Origin of the sequence: Sphingobacterium sp. GVS05A, from assembly GCF_019969845.1 — a bacterium.
Taxonomy (GTDB): domain Bacteria; phylum Bacteroidota; class Bacteroidia; order Sphingobacteriales; family Sphingobacteriaceae; genus Sphingobacterium.
Genome location: NZ_JAHXYR010000010.1, coordinates 287,431 through 306,064, shown reverse-complemented (window position 1 = coordinate 306,064; position 18,634 = coordinate 287,431). Strand labels below are relative to the sequence as shown.

At 44.6% G+C, this 18,634-nt stretch carries 11 protein-coding genes; 9 read left to right on the top strand and 2 right to left on the bottom strand.

All coding sequences use genetic code 11. The features are described 5' to 3' along the window. Positions 1-27 precede the first annotated feature (27 nt). Both LC454_RS23115 and LC454_RS23110 read right to left on the bottom strand, forming a co-directional pair. Positions 28-1,191: a PepSY-associated TM helix domain-containing protein gene (locus tag LC454_RS23115; RefSeq protein ID WP_223584812.1), complete on the bottom strand. Its 1,164-nt coding sequence runs from the start codon at positions 1,189-1,191 to the stop codon at positions 28-30. A 2-nt stretch (positions 1,192-1,193) separates the two neighbouring features. After that, positions 1,194-3,647, bottom strand: a complete 2,454-nt coding sequence (locus tag LC454_RS23110; RefSeq protein ID WP_223584811.1) for a TonB-dependent receptor — start codon at positions 3,645-3,647, stop codon at positions 1,194-1,196. 98 nt (positions 3,648-3,745) lie between these two features. Here LC454_RS23110 and LC454_RS23105 point away from each other — a divergent pair, with 98 nt between their 5' ends. From LC454_RS23105 to LC454_RS23065, 9 genes are all read left to right on the top strand, one after another. Continuing rightward, positions 3,746-4,807: a helix-turn-helix transcriptional regulator gene (locus LC454_RS23105; protein ID WP_223584810.1), complete on the top strand. Its 1,062-nt coding sequence runs from the start codon at positions 3,746-3,748 to the stop codon at positions 4,805-4,807. Positions 4,808-5,053: 246 nt separating this feature from the next. Next, positions 5,054-5,917 (top strand): AraC family transcriptional regulator, encoded by an 864-nt coding sequence (locus LC454_RS23100; protein WP_121122581.1) that lies wholly within the window; start codon positions 5,054-5,056, stop codon positions 5,915-5,917. A 396-nt stretch (positions 5,918-6,313) separates the two neighbouring features. Further along, positions 6,314-9,475, top strand: a complete 3,162-nt coding sequence (locus tag LC454_RS23095) for a SusC/RagA family TonB-linked outer membrane protein (protein ID WP_223584809.1) — start codon at positions 6,314-6,316, stop codon at positions 9,473-9,475. Between the two features lie 45 nt (positions 9,476-9,520). Then, positions 9,521-10,996 (top strand): RagB/SusD family nutrient uptake outer membrane protein, encoded by a 1,476-nt coding sequence (locus LC454_RS23090; RefSeq protein WP_223584808.1) that lies wholly within the window; start codon positions 9,521-9,523, stop codon positions 10,994-10,996. A 19-nt stretch (positions 10,997-11,015) separates the two neighbouring features. Then, on the top strand, positions 11,016-12,158 hold the full coding sequence (locus tag LC454_RS23085; RefSeq protein ID WP_223584807.1) for a DUF4859 domain-containing protein: 1,143 nt from the start codon (positions 11,016-11,018) through the stop codon (positions 12,156-12,158). Between the two features lie 80 nt (positions 12,159-12,238). Continuing rightward, on the top strand, positions 12,239-13,207 hold the full coding sequence (locus LC454_RS23080; protein WP_223584806.1) for a hypothetical protein: 969 nt from the start codon (positions 12,239-12,241) through the stop codon (positions 13,205-13,207). A gap of 22 nt (positions 13,208-13,229) precedes the next feature. Continuing rightward, positions 13,230-15,089 (top strand): DUF4859 domain-containing protein, encoded by a 1,860-nt coding sequence (locus LC454_RS23075; RefSeq protein WP_223584805.1) that lies wholly within the window; start codon positions 13,230-13,232, stop codon positions 15,087-15,089. Positions 15,090-15,332: 243 nt separating this feature from the next. After that, positions 15,333-17,558, top strand: coding sequence for a TonB-dependent receptor domain-containing protein (locus LC454_RS23070; protein ID WP_223584804.1), 2,226 nt, complete (start codon positions 15,333-15,335; stop codon positions 17,556-17,558). After that, entirely contained in the window at positions 17,521-18,633 is a 1,113-nt protein-coding gene (locus LC454_RS23065) for a sensor histidine kinase (RefSeq protein WP_223584803.1), read from the top strand. Before LC454_RS23070 ends, LC454_RS23065 begins: the two co-directional genes overlap by 38 nt. The last annotated feature ends 1 nt before the right edge of the window (position 18,634 follow it).

Here is an 18,634-nt window from a genome sequence, read left to right as displayed (position 1 = left end):
GGTTGCAGGCGGATTTAATTGAAGTGGCTACGAACGCAATTTTTTCTTCTTAAATTTTCGGCCATACCAGATGCAGAAGCCTGTAACCGGTAGGGAGGCACAGATTAAGCTTGCTACAAATGCGATCCACATGCCTGTCCTCCCGGCTATTTTTCCGACATGAATGTCGTAATTGGAATTTCTCCATTTCATGCCCAATGTTTTATCATTTTGCAGCCTCTTAAAATAGTGCTTTCCATTACGGAGATCATAGGCATGGGTATCCGAGGCCGACCACCCGGTGTTTCCTTTATTATAGATGGTTGCATTGGCTTGGGAAACCTCATGAAGCAAATTGATAAAAACGCCCTGATGTACCGTGTGCTTTTTCACGACATCGGACCATATCAGGTCTAACGAAGTAGCACCGGCCTCACTCATCGTATTGTTTGGAGCTTTTGGCTCTTCGATCTGCATATTGGGTCGCTTACCATCCATAAGCCAGTATATGCTCGTCTCCCACCACTTGAAGGACCAGACTAAACCAGTTGCCGCAATGACCAGAGCAACCAAGAAAGCATAAAACCCCAAAACCTGATGAAGATCATAGTTGAGACGCTTCCATTTAGTGCTGAGATTGATCTTGAGCCGTTTAACAGCTACCTTACGGTTTTTGGGCCACCACAGGAAAAGACCTGAAAGTAGCGTAATGATAAACAGCAGGACGCTGCTGCCGACGATGGTGCTCCCTATGTCGCGCCTGAGATAAAGAAATTGATGGATCTGCCTTACAATCCAGAAGAAATTAGTCTCGACATCTATTTTTCCTAAAACGCGCCCGCTGTAGGGATCTACGAAAATACGGTCCCAATAGATGATTTCTTTATTCACGAATACACCCACGATATCGTTTTTGGGACGGCGTTTAAGGGACTCAAAAATATAGGTTTCCTGCTGACCGGCGGTAGCGGGAACGCGGATAATGTTAACGGGATGGTCGGTGACATGCTGAGCATTTGCCTTCAAGATCGAAAGGGGGAGAACACTTGCTTTTTCCGGTACATCTACCGTCACATAGCTGGGATGAAATAGCGCAAAAAGCTCCTTCTCAAAAACATAAATGGCGCCAGTAATGCTCACGATAAAAACCACCAGACCAGACAATAATCCGATCCAGCGGTGTAAAAACAGCATTATCTTTTTGAAAGCCATACTTAAAAGGTATAGCCTAGGGTAAATAAGAAATTGCGTGGTGCACCCGGGAATAGACGGATATAGTCATAACCACCTACCCAATGTGTTTTGTTGGTGATATTATTAAAGTTGGCCTGCAATTGTACCTTCCCAATGGTATAGTATAGCGCTGCGTTCAGTAAACTGTAAGAAGGAATTGTCTGGTTCTGGTTGATGGAAAGGTTTCGCTTATCTACGTAGTTGGCTCCGACACCGATTCCCAAACCTTTTGCTTTTCCGGATGGAATAGAAAATCTGGTCCAGATGTTTGCTGTATTTTGAGGCGCATTGGGTTTTTGTCTGTTCAGTTCTTCATTATTTCCACCTTCGGTAATCTTGGCGTCATTGTAGGCATAAGAGGCAATAATACTCCAATGCGGGAGAATCTGGCCCTGAATGTCAAACTCTATGCCTTTGGATCTTTCCTTTCCGATCTGTTCCATCAAATCCGCATTGTCGGCAGTGGGGGCAGGATAAAGCGTATTCTTCTGATTGATCTGATAGATGGCGGTACTCGCCTGCAATTTTCCGTCCAACCAGGCTGTTTTTAACCCAAACTCGGTCATGTCATTTTCGAGCGGATCGAATGGCCCGCCCGCGTTTGGATTTGCCAGTGCCGAAGCTGTCTGTGGGTTATAGCCTTTGACATAGGTTCCGTATAGGTTAATCTGCGGATTAATGGTATACACTGCACCGAAGCGTGGCAGTATGACATCTTGGTGTACATTCTCGGCCTGATCTGTCTTATAATTGGCGATATCTTTGTAGTTCTCATACCGTAACCCCAGCAATAATTGAAGCGGGCCCAGAGTGAGCTGATCCTGCACATACAATGCATTCAGATGATAATAAGTCGGTGCGACCAATGTAGATGCATAGAAATATTTACTTCCGTCCTGCAACTGTTGGCTTTTCAAGGGATTGCTGAGGTCAAAACTGGAAACATTGGGTACTGGGTTGCCATTTTTATCGAGCAGATAATCACCGATTTTTTTCGGATCAAATCGTGCAATGGTTCCGGTATTATCTTTATTTCTGTAGCCACTTGCTGTTAGCTGTGAACCACCTACAGGTAGAACTTCCTGTGCATAGTCATAACCGGCAATGAGTTTATGCGCGAGCCTACCCGTGCTGACATTGTAATTGAAGAAAGCAGTGATATTATCGACAAACCGTTTTCTGTTTCGGATGAAAACCTGTCTCGCCACCATATTTTCAATATTATTTCCTTTCCCGTCTACAGCATAGGCATTGGCCGAACGATGTTCCGACAGATCCTCCGCATAGCCTGTTTTCATATAAGATGCATTGAAACTCAATTTTTCATTGAAACGGTGATTCAACGAAGCGGTCACCATATAGGTTTGTTCATTCAGAAAATCATTGGCCGTACTCATGGATTGACTGATAGGTGTCGAATACAGATCACCGTTGGCAAAGACAGATTGTCCGCGGTCGAGTCGGGACTTCGAATCATTATAGACCATATCAAAATTGATACGCGTATTTTCTGAAGGAATAAAGGAGAATGACGGTGCTAAGACCAAGTTTTTATCGAACTGGAGATCCCTAAAACTTTGCGCATTTTCATAGCCAATGTTGAGGCGGTAGAGTAGCGTTTTGTCTGTCGTCATAGGTCCTGTAAAGTCGGCTAGGGCCCGGAGGTTGTTGAAGCTTCCCACAGAAAATTGTAGCGATTTCCGTGCCTCATCGAGCGGTTTTTTTGTGACACGATTCACAACACCCCCGGGACTTGCATTACCGAACAGTGCCGACGATGGGCCTTTCAATACCTCGACCCGCTCCAGGTAATTGGCCAGGGGCTGTTTCCAAAATCCTGTTGTTGTACGCATGCCATTGACCAACTGGGTATTGGATCCGCCGTTGATCCGAAAACCGCGGATTGTAATATCATCATAGAAGGTAAATTGGTTAACGCCACTGAAATTCTTGACAATTTCACCTACACGCATCAATCCTTGGTCGGCAATAAGCTCTTTGGTCGCATAAGAAACAGACTGCGGCAGGTCGCGTAATTTAGTTTCGGTCTTACTTCCGATAAAAGACTGTGTGCTCCGATAGGATTTTTCCTTGCGACCGTAAATTTCCACGGTTTGTAAAGATTCCGCTGCACGAAACATCGGAAATGACAACGTCGTTGGATGTGCTGGGTCGATTGATATCTTCTGTTTGATGGTTTTGTAACCGATTGCATTAATTCGGATATCATAAGTTCCTTTGGCTAATGTAGACAATATAAACTGGCCACGATTGTCTGTTGCGGTATGCTGGTTGGTTTTCAGTACAGTAATCGTAGCGCCAGCTAGTGGCGTATTATATTCATCCAGGACTGTTCCATTGAGAAGCTGTTTTTCTTGCGCTTGTGTGAGTTGTAGACTCCATATCGCTGCGACAAGCATAGGTATTTTTCGCATCTTATTTAAATTTAATCTTAATAAGGAGACAAAATTCGATGATTAAACTTATATTTGGGGGAGAAAAAATATGCAATTCGGGAATTTCATAGGTTGGCATGTACACAGATAGTTTAGAAAAAGTCTTATCCAATAATTCTTATCTGCAGGAATCATGGTCTTTGGATGAGCAGGTAGCGCGTGAGATGGCCTATGCGCCGCCCCGCTATTCGTTTGATATCCGAACATTTATGAATGAGCCTTTTCAGTTTCGGCAAAACACCTTGGAGCAATATTCTTCGCAAATGGAGATCTCCGAGATCATCATGCCTCAAGGGATTCATATGATGCATTCAGAGCTAACATCTCCCAGTGATGGTTATATCTGTATTGACAATGCGGTTCCTTACATCCATGTTTTTTTCGCCTTAAATAGCGACCGGCAGTACTACGTGGACGGTAATCTGTTGGGAAGTTGTTCACCCGGGCATGTCCAAAGTTACCTGTTTGCAGCACCTCAGATTTTAGGGTTATGGCATCGTCGCCCGGCAGATAGTTTTTTTGAAATCAATATGCCAATCTCCTTGTTTGAGACCTATTTGCCCGTAGATAGCTCATTTCGGGTTAAGTTACGCAGACTTCTGGAAAAGTCACGAACGGGTACGCTGTTTGAAGATTCCATATTGATCAGTGATCAGCAGAAGAAAATTATAGCGGAATTGTTTAATCCGGAGCTTGATAAAGAATGGAATCCCTTGTTTTGTTTTGGCAAGCTCCTGGAGCTGCTGGCGCGGACATTCGACCAGCACAGGTTTGGCAATATGGTTACCAGGACCGGTAATCACCTGAGCCCGGAAATGAAAAAACTTATGGCCGAAGCAAAAAATATAGTGGAGAGCAGATTAACAGATCCGCCATCTTTATCGCAATTGTCGTCCGAATTGGGAACGAATGAAAACTATTTAAAGAAATATTTTAAACAATGCTATGGAACGACCATTTATGGCCATGTTACCAAAGTTAGAATGCAAAAAGCTAAGAGGCTGCTTACACAGGGAGATCGGCCAATAAATGAAATTTCACGCTTTTTAGGTTATAACAATCCTGCACATTTCTCAGCGAGTTTCAAGAAGCATTTCGGCGTTAAACCAAAGGTCGTACAGTCTTCTTCGAAAGAATAATGCCTCACGGTAGGTTTCGCCCATCGCCAATATAGCTTCCATCGCTTGCTGGATTTTACATATTTTATTTTCGCAAATTCGATATGTAGTATGTTGGCAGTCAATCATACTAAACCCCAGCAGATTCATGGGTATATTTTAACCTGACATCACCGTATTTTAACCTCTTTTGTTTAAGTATTGCAACGGCGAATTGGCTTATGTATATTTAATGTCATATTGACATTTATTTAAATCTAAATTGTTATGAAGCCAGTTCAATTTAAAGTTCCTGCCCCTGAGGACAAATCTATCTATATTCAAGAAGATGTACTGGATAAGTTCTATCCTTATATGCATCGTCATGAGGAATATCAATTAATCTGGATTAAGGAAGGTATCGGCCAGCTACTCGTTGACGATAATGTTCATGAATTTCAGCCCGGTGACATTTTTCTTTTGGGGACAAATCAAGCCCATGTATTTAGAAGTTTCATTGCAGGGGAATGCGTACGTTCTATTTCTTTATTTTTTAGCACCAAAGGAGCATTGTCTACCATGGCAAGGATGCCCGAACTTCGCAACCTGCTTGATTTTGTGCATAAATGTCAGCGGGGATTTAAGGTCCCGCAGAAACATCGGGAGCAGGTATGTTATCATATTGAAATATTGCAAAAGTCTGACTACCTAGATCAGCTCGTAAATTTCTTTTATTTGTTAAAATCACTCAGCAAAGTATTCGCTGATCTTGAGCCACTTTCTGGTGTGCAATTGTCCAATAGGGAAATAAACAAGCCCTTCCGCATTGAAAAACTATGCAAATTTTTGGAAGAGCACTTTAAAGAGGATATCAGTTTGGATGAAATCGCTGAAAAGGCAAATCTTACGCCGCATGCCTTTTGCCGCTATTTTAAAAATTGTACTGGAAAAACATTCATCGCCTACCTGAATGAACTGCGCATCCGCGAAGCATGTAAATTATTGGGTTTGGGTAGGCACGATTCGATCTCTTTAATAGCCTATGATTCGGGCTTTAATAGCATCACCAATTTTAACCGAGTTTTTCGGAGTATATTGGGCATATCGCCTAAAATATACGTCCGCAACTATAGGAATTATCTATACGATTAATGGACTTTTAATCATTGGACTGTAGGCTATTCGATTCCTTCTGTTAGAAGTTCACTCATTTCTCTCCGCGCTTTCCATGCTCATTCGATTCCGTCTAACGATTACAGGTAAATACCCTGTAATCGATAGACGGAATCGCTGTTTTATTTCCTCTTTTGAAATCCTGTAACTCGCCCGTCCGCATCTATTTCTTTTGTTAAAATGCTAGAACGAGTGGGTAAGATCTGACCGAAAACCGCTGTTTCGAAGTACTATTTTTGTTACAGAAAGAAGAACTAATCAATTTTTTAACATGCTGGCAAAGACCTTTTTGCGAAAGGAATCACGTTTATCCGAGGGGTAAATGTATAGTTGACGGCATGCTAAACTGAACACCTGCTTAACGAAATTATGACTATGTATGAAAATCTTCCAAAAAAATACCTAACGGGTATTTTTATGTTGCTGCTGTTTGTATGTCAACAGCTGTATGCGCAACAACAGAGAACGGTCACGGGGATCGTTAAAGACGAAAAGGGCATACCCTTGTCTGATCTGAGTATTTTAGAGAAAGGCATCCGCAATGCCACCAAAACGGATGCGGATGGAAAATTCAGCCTACCGCTTAAATCGGCAAATCCAACCTTGATTTTTAGTTACGTCGGTTATTTACGGCAGGAGAAACAACTGCGAGATGGCGATAATACGCTGCAAATAACGATGAAAGCAGATGGAACGGGGCTCGATGAGGTGGTCGTCATGGGCTATCAGGATGTGCAGCGTCGAAAGACAACAGGTGCTATTGCTACCGTAAAAGGGAAAGATTTTGAAAATACACCTTACGCCACCTTCGATGCCATGTTGCAGGGACGTGTAGCGGGTCTGACGGTGTTGAGTACTTCGGGTGAACCGGGTACCAATAATATCGTAAATATACGCGGAACGAGCAACCTGGGCCTAGCAGATAATCAGCTGCAGGCTCCCTTGTATGTGATCGACAATATTATTTATGACGTAAGTGATATACAGGCGGCTTACGGAAATGCGAGTCCTTTGCAGGCCATCAATCCCAACGACATCGAATCGGTCGATATCTTGAAAGACGCTTCGGCATCGGCTATCTACGGTGCCCGTGCTGCAAATGGGGTCATTATTATCAAAACCAAACGTCCAGCGCAGGGTAAACCCGAAATACGGATCTCTGCTTACAACGGGGTGTCCAGCCGTCCGGCAATGAAGCCAATTACCGTTGGAGCCGCCGAGCGCAGGCTGAAAATGAATTTGCTCTATCAGGGTGGATCGTATGACTGGTTTAATAACGGATCCATCAGCCCGATGTTGACCGATAGTTTAAATCCCGCCTTTAATAATAATACCGATTGGCAGGGGCTTTTTCTGCAATCGGCCAATATCAACAATGTCAATGTGAGTATCGGCGCCACCATGGAGAAATTCTTATATCGTTTCTCGGCGCAGCGCTACTATGAGCAGGGCGTAATGATGGGTTTTGAAAATGAAAACTTGACGCCGCGCCTGATGTTGCAGGCCAATCCCACCGACAATTTCCAATTTGAAACCAACTTGTTCGCAGGTTTTACAAAGGCAAAACATGGTTCGGGGGACGATTCGAAATATCCATTTAGTACCTGGGGATTCCCTTCTTCTTTCTATCAGATTACCGACGTAGACCAACAGATCTATACGGGGCGGTACGATGGCATGATGGATCGCGATAACTCCTTCAGCCTGAATGGAAACTTCGCCGGAACACTCAAGAAATTTCTGATCAATGGCTTGACCCTACGGTCACAGTTTTCGTTTAATGTCAATAATAATACGCGCGACCTTTTTCGTCCCGTACTGCTTACCGGTTATAGAAACTTTGCGCAAAATTGGGTGAACCAAAATAAGCGCTGGGAATGGGAAACCTATTTTAACTACATCAAGAGCATTCGGAACACGCATAATTTTAGTGCTGTTTTGGGGACGGGTATTGAACGCAATACCTCCAATAACAGTATGATGACCGGCTATAACGATAATGGAAATTATGTGAAAACCGTAACCGGGATCCCTTCAGGGCCAGATCTCTATGCGACAACTTCCATCAGTGAGCGCTCGCGGGTATCGGTGTTCGGTCGTTTTGGATATGATTATAAGGACAAGTACCTGGTTTCTGCAAGTTACCGGATGGATGCTTCGTCGCGATACAGCAAGGATAACCGATGGGGTATTTTCCCGTCCATATCTGCCGGCTGGGTACTTTCGGAGGAGCCATTTTTCGAAGGAGTCAAAAATGCCATATCGTTTTTCAAAATAAGGGGTAGTTATGGCGTTACCGGACGTGACCCGGGCTCATACTACGCACGCTATACCGGTCTGACTTTTGACGCGTCTTATGCAGGGTCAGTGTTGGAAAATGGTATCGGTGGTTCGGTACTCTCGTATAATGGTAAGCCTACAGTATCTCCTAATTATACCGAGGCGGCAACATCACCGACAATCCGATGGGAGCGCTCGCCGCAGTTTAATGCCGGATTTGATATGAACCTCTTGCACGATCGGGTTACAGTGACTGCTGATTTTTATGTGCGCGACTCCAAACAGTTGGTATACAATCTGACGATGCCCGCTACTTCGGGATATAGCACGGTCTCCAACAATTTTATCAGTGTGAGAAATAGTGGGGTTGAAATGACGCTTATCTCCCGAAATATGGCCCCTTCGTCGCCATTCCAATGGACTACTAATTTCAATATCGCTTACAATAAAAATTACGTCACCAGTCTTCCCGACGGCGGAAAGGAAATACAGGTGGGACCACCCTGGATGCAACGTGCCCTGAATGTAGGCCAGCCAATTTTTCCATTTAAAGTGTGGGATGTGGATGGGGTATATGCGACCAATGCAGAGGTACCTGTTGATCCATTGACGGGGAGAAGAATTGCTCACTTTAATCGATCGGTCCTTTATCAGGCTGGTGATCCGCGCCGGCGGGATGTCAACGGGGATTACGTGATCGATTACAACGACAAAATTGATATGGGAAATCCAAATCCTGACCTCGTAGGCGGATTTATTAATCAGTTTTCTTACAAGAATTTTAGCTTATCCACGCTCGTGAGCTTTGTCTTTGGACGCTCTTTGTGGAATGGTTACTTGTCGGATAAACTGCAGGATGCCGGTTCTTCTGCTCTGTATAATACCTGGGGGACCAATTCTGCGATTGCCGGCGATTTTAAGCCCAGCGACTTCTGGATGAAAGAGGGGGATCAGACCAAATACCCGAACTTATTTCGCAATACGGTAGACAATTGGCACATCGCCAATAGCACTTTTGTGGAAAATGCCAGTTTTGTACGCCTGAAAAATATTCAGCTGAGCTATACATTTCCACAGGCAATGATTAAGAAACTTAAATTGAAAATGCTCCGCATTTATGGGGTGGTGGATAATGTGGCTGTCAAGTCCTGGTCTTCCGTGCCAGACCCCGAAGCGGTAGAAGCCAATGGTTATTCAACGGGTAACGGATATCCGATCCCTAAGAAATGGACAATAGGCTTGGATGTAACCTTTTAATCATGTCAGTTCCATCGGATAACGGTGGCTTAAAATTATTTAGAGATGAAAAGAAAAATATTGTTTTTAATGCTGAGTGCTTTCATGTATCTCGCTTCGGGCTGTTCCAAGTTTCTGGACATTGAGCCTGTCAGTTCGGCAACGGATGAGAACTTCTGGAAAACGCAGGAAGATGCCAATAGCGCAACCAACGCCATGTATGCGCTTTTGCGCAAGGCCCTAAACCAGGCCAACGGGATGGCTTTCTATGCCTATGGCGATTTGCCCACGGACGAAATTACGTCTTCGACCGATCAAGATATTAATCCAATTGTTAATATGCAGCTCAACACGTCTGTAGCAGCCTCGGAAACTTGGCGGCCCGCGTATCAACTGCGGCGCTATGATATCTTTTATCAGGCCATAGACCAGGCCAACCGCGTGATCCAGAGGCTTCCTAAAATGGATGAAAATGCTTTTAATGACGCGTCGGTCAGGGATTATTACATCGGCGAAGCTTATTTTGTGCGCGCATTTGCGTATTTCTATATGGCGAGGGTATGGGGTACCGTGCCAATTATAACAGAATCTGTATTGCCAATAGATGCTGTAAATCTGCCAGCAAGCAAAGAGAGCGATGTGCTGGATCAGAGCCAGGCAGATTTATCCAAAGCTTTGACCTTACTGAAATGGAGCAATATCGACCAAAATGATTTTGCATTGCGTGCAAATACTGGAGCAGCACTTGCCCTTCAGGCACATCTGAGTGCCTGGCGGGGCGAATATGCCGACTGCATCGAGGCGGCTAAATCGGTACTGGAAAGCGGTCAGTATTCTTTTGTGGGAAGGGATAGCCTGAATTACCGCAGTATCTATCAGGGAAAATCCAATGAAGGTATCTTTGAGATCTCCCAAAATGGTGAAAACGAAGGTACCAATAGGGGAATAGGATATTTTTCGCTAGCCGGGCCTTATTTTCGGTTTTTAACGGATCCAATTTTAAGAATCAGTCAGGATTACATTAAAACGCTCTTCAAGGACAACAACGATAAGCGATTTAAAAGTGTGTTTGATATTGCCTATAACGGTAACTATGCGCTGTGTACGAAATATGCGAATGTTAAGTTCTCGAGTAATGCGTCAAATGCCAATGCGATATTTAAAAATAACATCATCATCTTTCGGTATTCCGATATTAAGCTGCTTATGGCAGAGGGACTGGCCGCAACAGGTAAAAACAGTGCTGCAGAAACCATCTTAAATGAAATCCGGACGCAAGCAGGATTGCCTGCCAACACAAACGAAGAACCGCTTATTGAGGCCATCTTTAGCGAAAGAGCACGTGAGCTGTTTTTGGAAGGTCATCGCTATTACGATCTTGTGAGGTTGTATAAACACTTCAATGTCTATAAATTTCCGGAGGGCAAAATGAACCAGGCGCAATTTAATGCGAAGAAATATTTTTGGCCATTCGACCCATCGTTGTTGTCAACCAATCCTTTGCTGAATCAGACGCCATACTGGGGAACTGTCAATATGTAAACCACTAAACTTGAAAAAAATGAAAACCTTATATCGATTTGCGTTGCTGCTGGCTTTTGGACTGACAGTGATCGGTTGCAAGAAAGCGGCTTATCTGACGGATGACGGTCTCCATACAGCCGAAGTCAATCTGTCTACTTACGACTACCTGGCCGCTCATCCCCATGGGATGTTTGATACCTTGCTGCTGGTGATTGACCATTTTAAACTGAAAGATGAAATTAACAAAGCGAAGACTTTTTGGGCTCCCTCGGATTATTCGGTCAACCGCTATTATAAACAAAAGACCGACTCGGTCAAGTATGTGGATGAAAATGCGCAGTATTCTTTTGACCAGTTTTTGAATGAAATCCCTGTAGACTCAGTCAGGGGATACATCTACAACGATGCGCCTTACGATTTGGAAACGGCCAGCACAGCGTATACGACGATCAGCAATGCGGCCAATGTGGGTGGATTTTTCTATCATAGGCAAAAGCAGCCCAAGGCAGCCTGGTCTTCGCAGCCCGTTTATTATTTGTACTACGTCAAAGTACGCGGCGAGGCGGATCAGATCAGTCCCGACGGTATTGTTACGGTCAAAGAAGATGATCAGGCGGATATGCGGGTATACTGTCAGACTACCGGGATTAAAACAGCCTCAGGAACGACGCTGAATGTGTTGGCCAATACACATACGTTTATTGGTGATTTTGTGCCGCGTATCCTCACGGGGCCTAAAATTGTGGAGACTGGCTCTACGCTCACCTTTACCTATGACCTGAGCATTAAATATGATGCAGCGGGTTATACAGGCACAACAGTAGATGTACTGCTTCCGCGCTTAGCCCGCTTTTATGGCGTGGAAAGTGGGGCAATACCTGCGCTGGTGGGCAAGGATATCACGTACTACGCCGTGCAACCAGATGGCAGCTTAAATGCAAACAGTACCGCAAATGCACCAGGGCACTGGTTCGATGCGAAAGGGCAAACTTGCTCATGGGGCACCGATGCACGCATTGTATCGGAGCTGGCAACATCAACGATGACCTTTAATGTGCTGCAATATCCAGGGCAAACAACTGTGGGTAGCACCTATACCGTCCGACAATCCCTCATGTACAAGTCGAAAACAAAAGGTGATTTGAATGCTGTTTTTGTATTCAACATTAAGATCAAATAAATTATGAAACTAGCTGGATTGATTCTGTAGCAATGCTGGATCAATCGGATAGCTTCGTCACACATGAAAAAATAAAACAGATGAAAAAACGAAGTTTTATAATCGGCTTAGCAGGTTTATCCCTATTGCTATTGGATTCCTGCAAGAGTGACCAAATCGGTTATTTAAGTGAAAATATGCGCTATAATGTTGAAAATCTGCAAGTCAACCAGGGGGCGGTGGTGTACACGGATGCCATTGTTGCCAATGGAAGCACAACCCCGCTGACGGTGAACCTGCTTGCTGTACGGAACAAGGAAACCGGCGAACTGACAACAGCGTTTTCAAAAGAGCATGAGATATCCACTTATCTTGCTGAGATCACCTGGCGGGATACCACCCTGGAGCTGTTGAAAGCGAAGATTGGCAAGGCTAAATATCCACCAATGATGCTCAATGCTACCGGTGGCCGGGTAGGGTTTACACAGGCAACGCAATTTGTGACCCCGGGACAGTACACGATCGATGTAGAGGTAAGCAATATTGCCGGACAGAAAAAATTTAAAAATATCCTCGATTTTAATATTATCGGTGCAAAAAAGGAGGATATTTTATTTAAGTCATGCACGAGTTCGGACTATGGCGCCGAATCCAATTTTTTACCTTATACAGATTATGAGATCAGTGTAGAACATCAGGCTGAAGGGGAAAACAAAATTGTATATCAATGGGAAGATAAAAACGGCAAGCCATTCAATCCCAAAAAAGGCGAGATCATCAAGCGTGGAGACCGGCCTACTTTCAAAAACTGGTCTCCTTATTATCCGGAGGAAGTCACTGATACGGGCTTGGTCTATCGCTATCCTGACGTATCGGGCCTGGTATACCCCATCATGAACGGTACTTATGTAGGTACAGAATTTTGGTCGGGTGATCCTATTTCTTATTACCGCGTTGTGGGGACGGCGACTACGCTGGGGCGTAATCTCAACCCGGTATCGACCATCAAATTCTACAGAAGTGGTACCTACATCGTTCGCTTCCGTTTTTTGACCATCACACATAGTTGATCTCTACCCATTAAAAGCTGAAATGATGAAAAGTAAACTATTGAATAAATTCCTGCTGACACTGGTCTCAGCGCTGGTGTTAGTTTCGCAGGGATGCAGCAAAAAAGAAGTACCCCTTCCCGTCGAGGAAGAGGTCACTACACCGCCCGTTACAGTGGGGACAGATTCTTTGCAAATTTACAATCCAAAGGAATTTGCTGGGATGGATTATAACGATAAGGGCAGTAAATGGTCCTATTCGCGCAGCCGTCAGTCGGAGCATTTTATCGTGTTCTGGGGTGCAAGCTATGGGAAGAACGATCCCAATGCCAGCGCTGTACCGGAAGAATACCGTGTCGATATTGATGATCTCTTGGCCAAGGCCGAACAGTTCTACGCATTGAATGTCAACACGCTGAAGTTTGCAGAACGTAAGGTGAACCGATCCAATCTGGATAAGTATAAAATGATGATTTTTGTTCATTACACAACAGAATGGATGGCTTATGGTGGCGGTTATGACGACACCATCGGGGCACTGTGGGTTAATCCGGCCACCTGTAAGCCTGTGGGTGCTGTGATTGCTCACGAGATCGGGCATAGTTTTCAATATCAGGTATTTGCAGACTTAAAAGGGGGGCATGGATTTCGATACGGCTTTGGCGGAACGAGCGGCAACGGGTTTTGGGAGCAGACAGCGCAATGGCAGGCCTACCAAACTTATCCAGATCAAGCGTTCTCCGGACATGATTTTACAGTTTATACCGAAAATTATCATCGCCATATTCATCACGAGAAATATCGTTATGCCAGCTATTTTATCCATTGGTATTGGACCAGTAAACATGGCATCGATATGATAGGCCGGATCTGGCGGGAGGCTTTAAAACCCGAAGATCCGGTGCAGGCCTATATGCGTATAACGGGTATCGATGTGAAGCAACTCAACAATGAGATCTATGATGCGGCGACCCGCTTTGTCACCTGGGACCTGAACAGTATCAGGGACTATGGAAAAAATTATATCGGTAAGCTGACGACCAAATTTACCCGGCAGTCCAATGGAAGTCTCCGCGTCAGCTATGATCGCTGTCCGGGTACTACGGGTTACAATGTGATTCCATTGGAAGTTCCGGCTGCGGGAACCAAGGTTGCGGTGGCTTTTAAGGGGCTGCCAAATGCTGCTGGATTCAACGCGGTGGATGCTAGCCGTACAGGTTGGCGATATGGCTATGTGGCTTTGTTAAAAGATGGCACGCGGGTCTACGGTGATAGGACGGAGGGTACGGAGAATACAGTAGCGTTTACTGTTCCGGCCAATTGTAGCAAGCTGTGGTTTGTTGTAACAGGTGCCCCATCTGTTTACCAACCACATGCCTGGGATGATGACGATAGCAATGATGAACAATGGCCTTACGAAATTAAAATTCAGGGTACCACAGCGACAGGATACAATGAGGTGAGCAGCCAGCCCAAAGATATCGCGTTGAATTATGACTTGAGCTTCCCGGCAGATGCCACAGGGTATTCGGGTACACAAGTGAGTGTCAATGCTGCTCAGCTTGGTGAAGCTTTTGCCATATCTTCAGCAGACCTATCGAGTTTGATGAGCGGCGGGAAAATTAAGTTCTATGCGGTGGAATCGAATGGAAGTTTAAATCCCAACAATACGGCCACAGGCTACGGGCATTGGTTCACTGCTGCTGGGGCTGTCACCAACTGGGGAGCCAATGCGGCCTTATTTTCAGAATTTAACGCCAGTACGATTACGTTCTCCATCGGACAGTATCCGGGGGCTTTGACCACTGGAAAGAAATACACCATTAAGCAGGCAATGCTGTATACGTACGAAGGAACGAAAACCGTGCAAGCGACGTTTACATTTAATGTGAATGTGAAATAAGAGTTAGTTAAAACCGCTAAATTAGGTGGTGGTTCATATGTTTATGTTTATGTTTATTTAAGTGAAGGCCACGTCGGGAGATGTGGCTTTTTTGGCTCTTGCATTGTTGCTATTTTACCGATGCCTCTGGGTACCTGCTCTTAGCTGTGGCCATTCATCCCGCAAATCGTACCGTTCGAATAAATTATTTAGGCAATCACTGTTAGGCCTATACATTCGTATTCAAATTAAAGAATACGAATAATGATCCGAAAATTAATCTATCTGCAGTTTGCCACAATGCTGTTTGCTTGCCGTACGGCTTATGGGGAGACTGGCTGTTTTTTGCAGGATACGACCACCATTAAATCGATACGGTTGAAGGAGGTCGAAGTGTCAGGGCGGGTTGACCCCATCAAGATTGCTCCCGGCAAGCTGACTTATCAGGTGGCTAAAGGCAGCGCCGGTTCTTCGGGCAGTGCGCTGGAGCTGCTGCGCAGAATGCCTGGTGTGAGCATTTTAGCAAACGGTAAGATCAGTTTAAACGGGCAAGCAGGCATTCAGCTGCTGGTCGACGGCAAAACAAATTTTATGGATGGCGAAAATCTGATCAATTATTTATCCTCCCTGCCAGCTGCATCGCTCGATGTTGTTGAACTTATTACGCAACCAGATGCTACAATGGATGCCAACGGTGATGCCCGGTTTATCAATCTAAAACGAGCCAACCGGACGGCAGGTGGCCTCAGCGTATCTTTATCGACCAATGCCGAACAGGGAAAATATAGCAGGACCTTCCAAAATATTGCCATCGCAGCCAATATGTCCAAATTGACTATGTCGCATACCTATTCTTTTGCAAATGGAACGGAATTAATTGATGTTAATTCGACCAGGTATATCAACAATGGGGGGGATATGGGGAGCAATGCATTAAGATTGGATATGGACGCCGTCAGAAAGAGAAATTATCGCAATCATTATTACAACGGCACGCTCGATTATGCGCCAAATGATCAAGTGAAAATGGGTGCCTATGTGCTTATCAACGATCATGAACGGACCAAACAGGAAGCTGTCCGTTCTAATTTCTTTGACAGCTCTTCAAAGGTGGACTCCACTATAGCAACAGGAAATGTCTTAGGGCATACCTTTAATAACTTTAGTACAGGAGCTCATTTAACGATCCAACTTGGTGCTGGCTCCAAATGGGAAAATTATCTTGACCGGCAACAGTTTAAACAATCCGAAACCCAAGACCAGCTGCTGGACAAATTTGGGGCTGATGGTTCAGTAGTGGCCTTGCAACAGAAACTCCGCGGTGAGACGGGAGGAAAGGTTACTATTACGACGATACAGTCGAAATACATGCTCGACATCTGGCCAAATATGACAACCTCCTTTGGTGGAAAATTGACGCAGGTAAATATGCGCACCAATTCATTTTATCAGCAAGCTAATGACAACAGTTGGCAAGGGCGTGCCGATCTGACCAATACATTCGGGCATGAGGAGCAGCTGAAAGCACTATTTATGCAGACGCAGTTCAGCCCATCGGACTTCTTTCAAATCGATGTGGGGCTACGTTTTGAGGATGCTGCTTTTAAGAGCAGGACCACAAATGACAAGGATACAGATTTTACCATGCTAAGATCCTATAAAAATTTCTTTCCCAACCTGACGATGACCTATGCACTGGATACGAAACAAAAGCTTTCGGTCAATTACCACAGACGGGTCAATCGTCCCAATTTCAAAGACCTGAGCCCTTTTATTGAAGTCAATGACCCCTATTTGTACGAGAAGGGAAACTCAGCATTGAAGCCCGAGTTTGTCCATACGATGGAACTGACCTGGCTGTTTAAAAACAGCTATTCGTTGCAGCTGCGCTATAACCTGCGGCAAAATGCGATCAGCAAGAGCTACAACCTGGACGAGCAAAGGCGGACTGTCGTTATGCCGATGAATCTCGAGCATGCATCCAATGTTGGTCTGCGGTTCAATGCGGCCAGTATTTCCCCCCTGAAAAAGTGGAATATACAGCTGAACGGGAACCTGAACTATACCTCTTTTGAGTGGCTGACGGCAACTGATGTACATCGCAACAGGCGGCTGGTTCCTTCTTTGCAGGTACAGAATACGGTAAGTCTGCCTTTTAAACTCAGCCTCGACCTCAATGGTTTCTGGAACGGGTCTACTGCCGAGGGGCAGGCCACCATGGCTTCCCTTTGGTCTATGAATACGGCGGTACGCAAAACCTTCTTGCAAGATAAATTAACTTTGTATATTTATGCCAATGACCTTTTCAGGACCAACAGGCCGAAAATAATTTTTAGCAGTGATGCTATGGAAGGGAAGTATCGTGAGTTGTACGACAGTAGAGCCTTGGGGATCAATCTTTCCTATCGATTACATCGCGGAAAGAAAGCTAACCTAAAAAGCGACCGTGCCAATGACCGATTGGAAGAAAATAGCCGTATTAATTATTGATGTCATGAGAGCGATCATAGCAAAATTAAGCGTAAACCCCATACAATATCTAGGCCCGGCGCTCTGGGGTATCGCTTCTTTCAATATTCTTCGTGTCGTGACCGATTTAACCAAGAAAGATGAATTTTGGTCTGGTGGTATTAAGATCCATTCGGTGGGACTGCTCATCTCGGTGATTTTTTGTTACGTCATAACACTGCTGTGGCGGCGTAGACTTGCTCGGATCTTTGCGGCAAAGCCCGTTGTTACAGCAAATGTAACGATCGAGTATATCATTGCCATTGCGCAAATCATGGGGATATTGAATCCAACGGTCTTCGTGTCCGAACACCTGGGTTGGATCTATATGGGGGATGGTTATATTGATTATATATTGGTTAATGCGATTTATGTTCCCTTGTTTCTGCTTTACTACATGTTTTTGCGGAATGAGCGTAGCGACAGGAATATAGCCGACAATCGTATCTATGTTGAACAAATCAAAGCTGACAAGCTAAATACCGAATTGCAATTATTGAAAACTCAATACCATCCACATTTTCTATTCAATGCACTCAACACGGTCTATTTTCAAATTGATGAATCAAATACATTGGCAAAAAAAAGTGTCGAACAGCTTTCGGAACTGTTGCGCTACCAGATTTATACGGTGGATGAAAAGGTATCCATGGAGCAGGAACTTGCATTTTTAAAATCTTATATTGCGTTTCAACAGCAGCGGTTGACGGCAAGATTGAGCGTGCGTAAAGACATTGACGAGGATTGGACAGGTGTCAGCATCCATCCTTTACTTTTTCAGCCTTTGATAGAAAATGCCTTCAAATATGTGCGTGGGCAGTACGAGATAGCGATCTGTCTCAAACGTCAAACAACTAAAATATGCTTTAGCATTTCAAACAGTTTATCCGGGACAGCTGCTGTTGAGCCAGTAATTCCCCGGGCTAGGATAGCTGAGTCGGGGGCAGGACTTACCAATCTGAAAAAGAGGTTGGCATTGCTCTATCCGCAGCGACATACCTTGAATACGCATGCCGACACAACGCATTTTTTTGCTGAGTTAATACTTGATATATAAT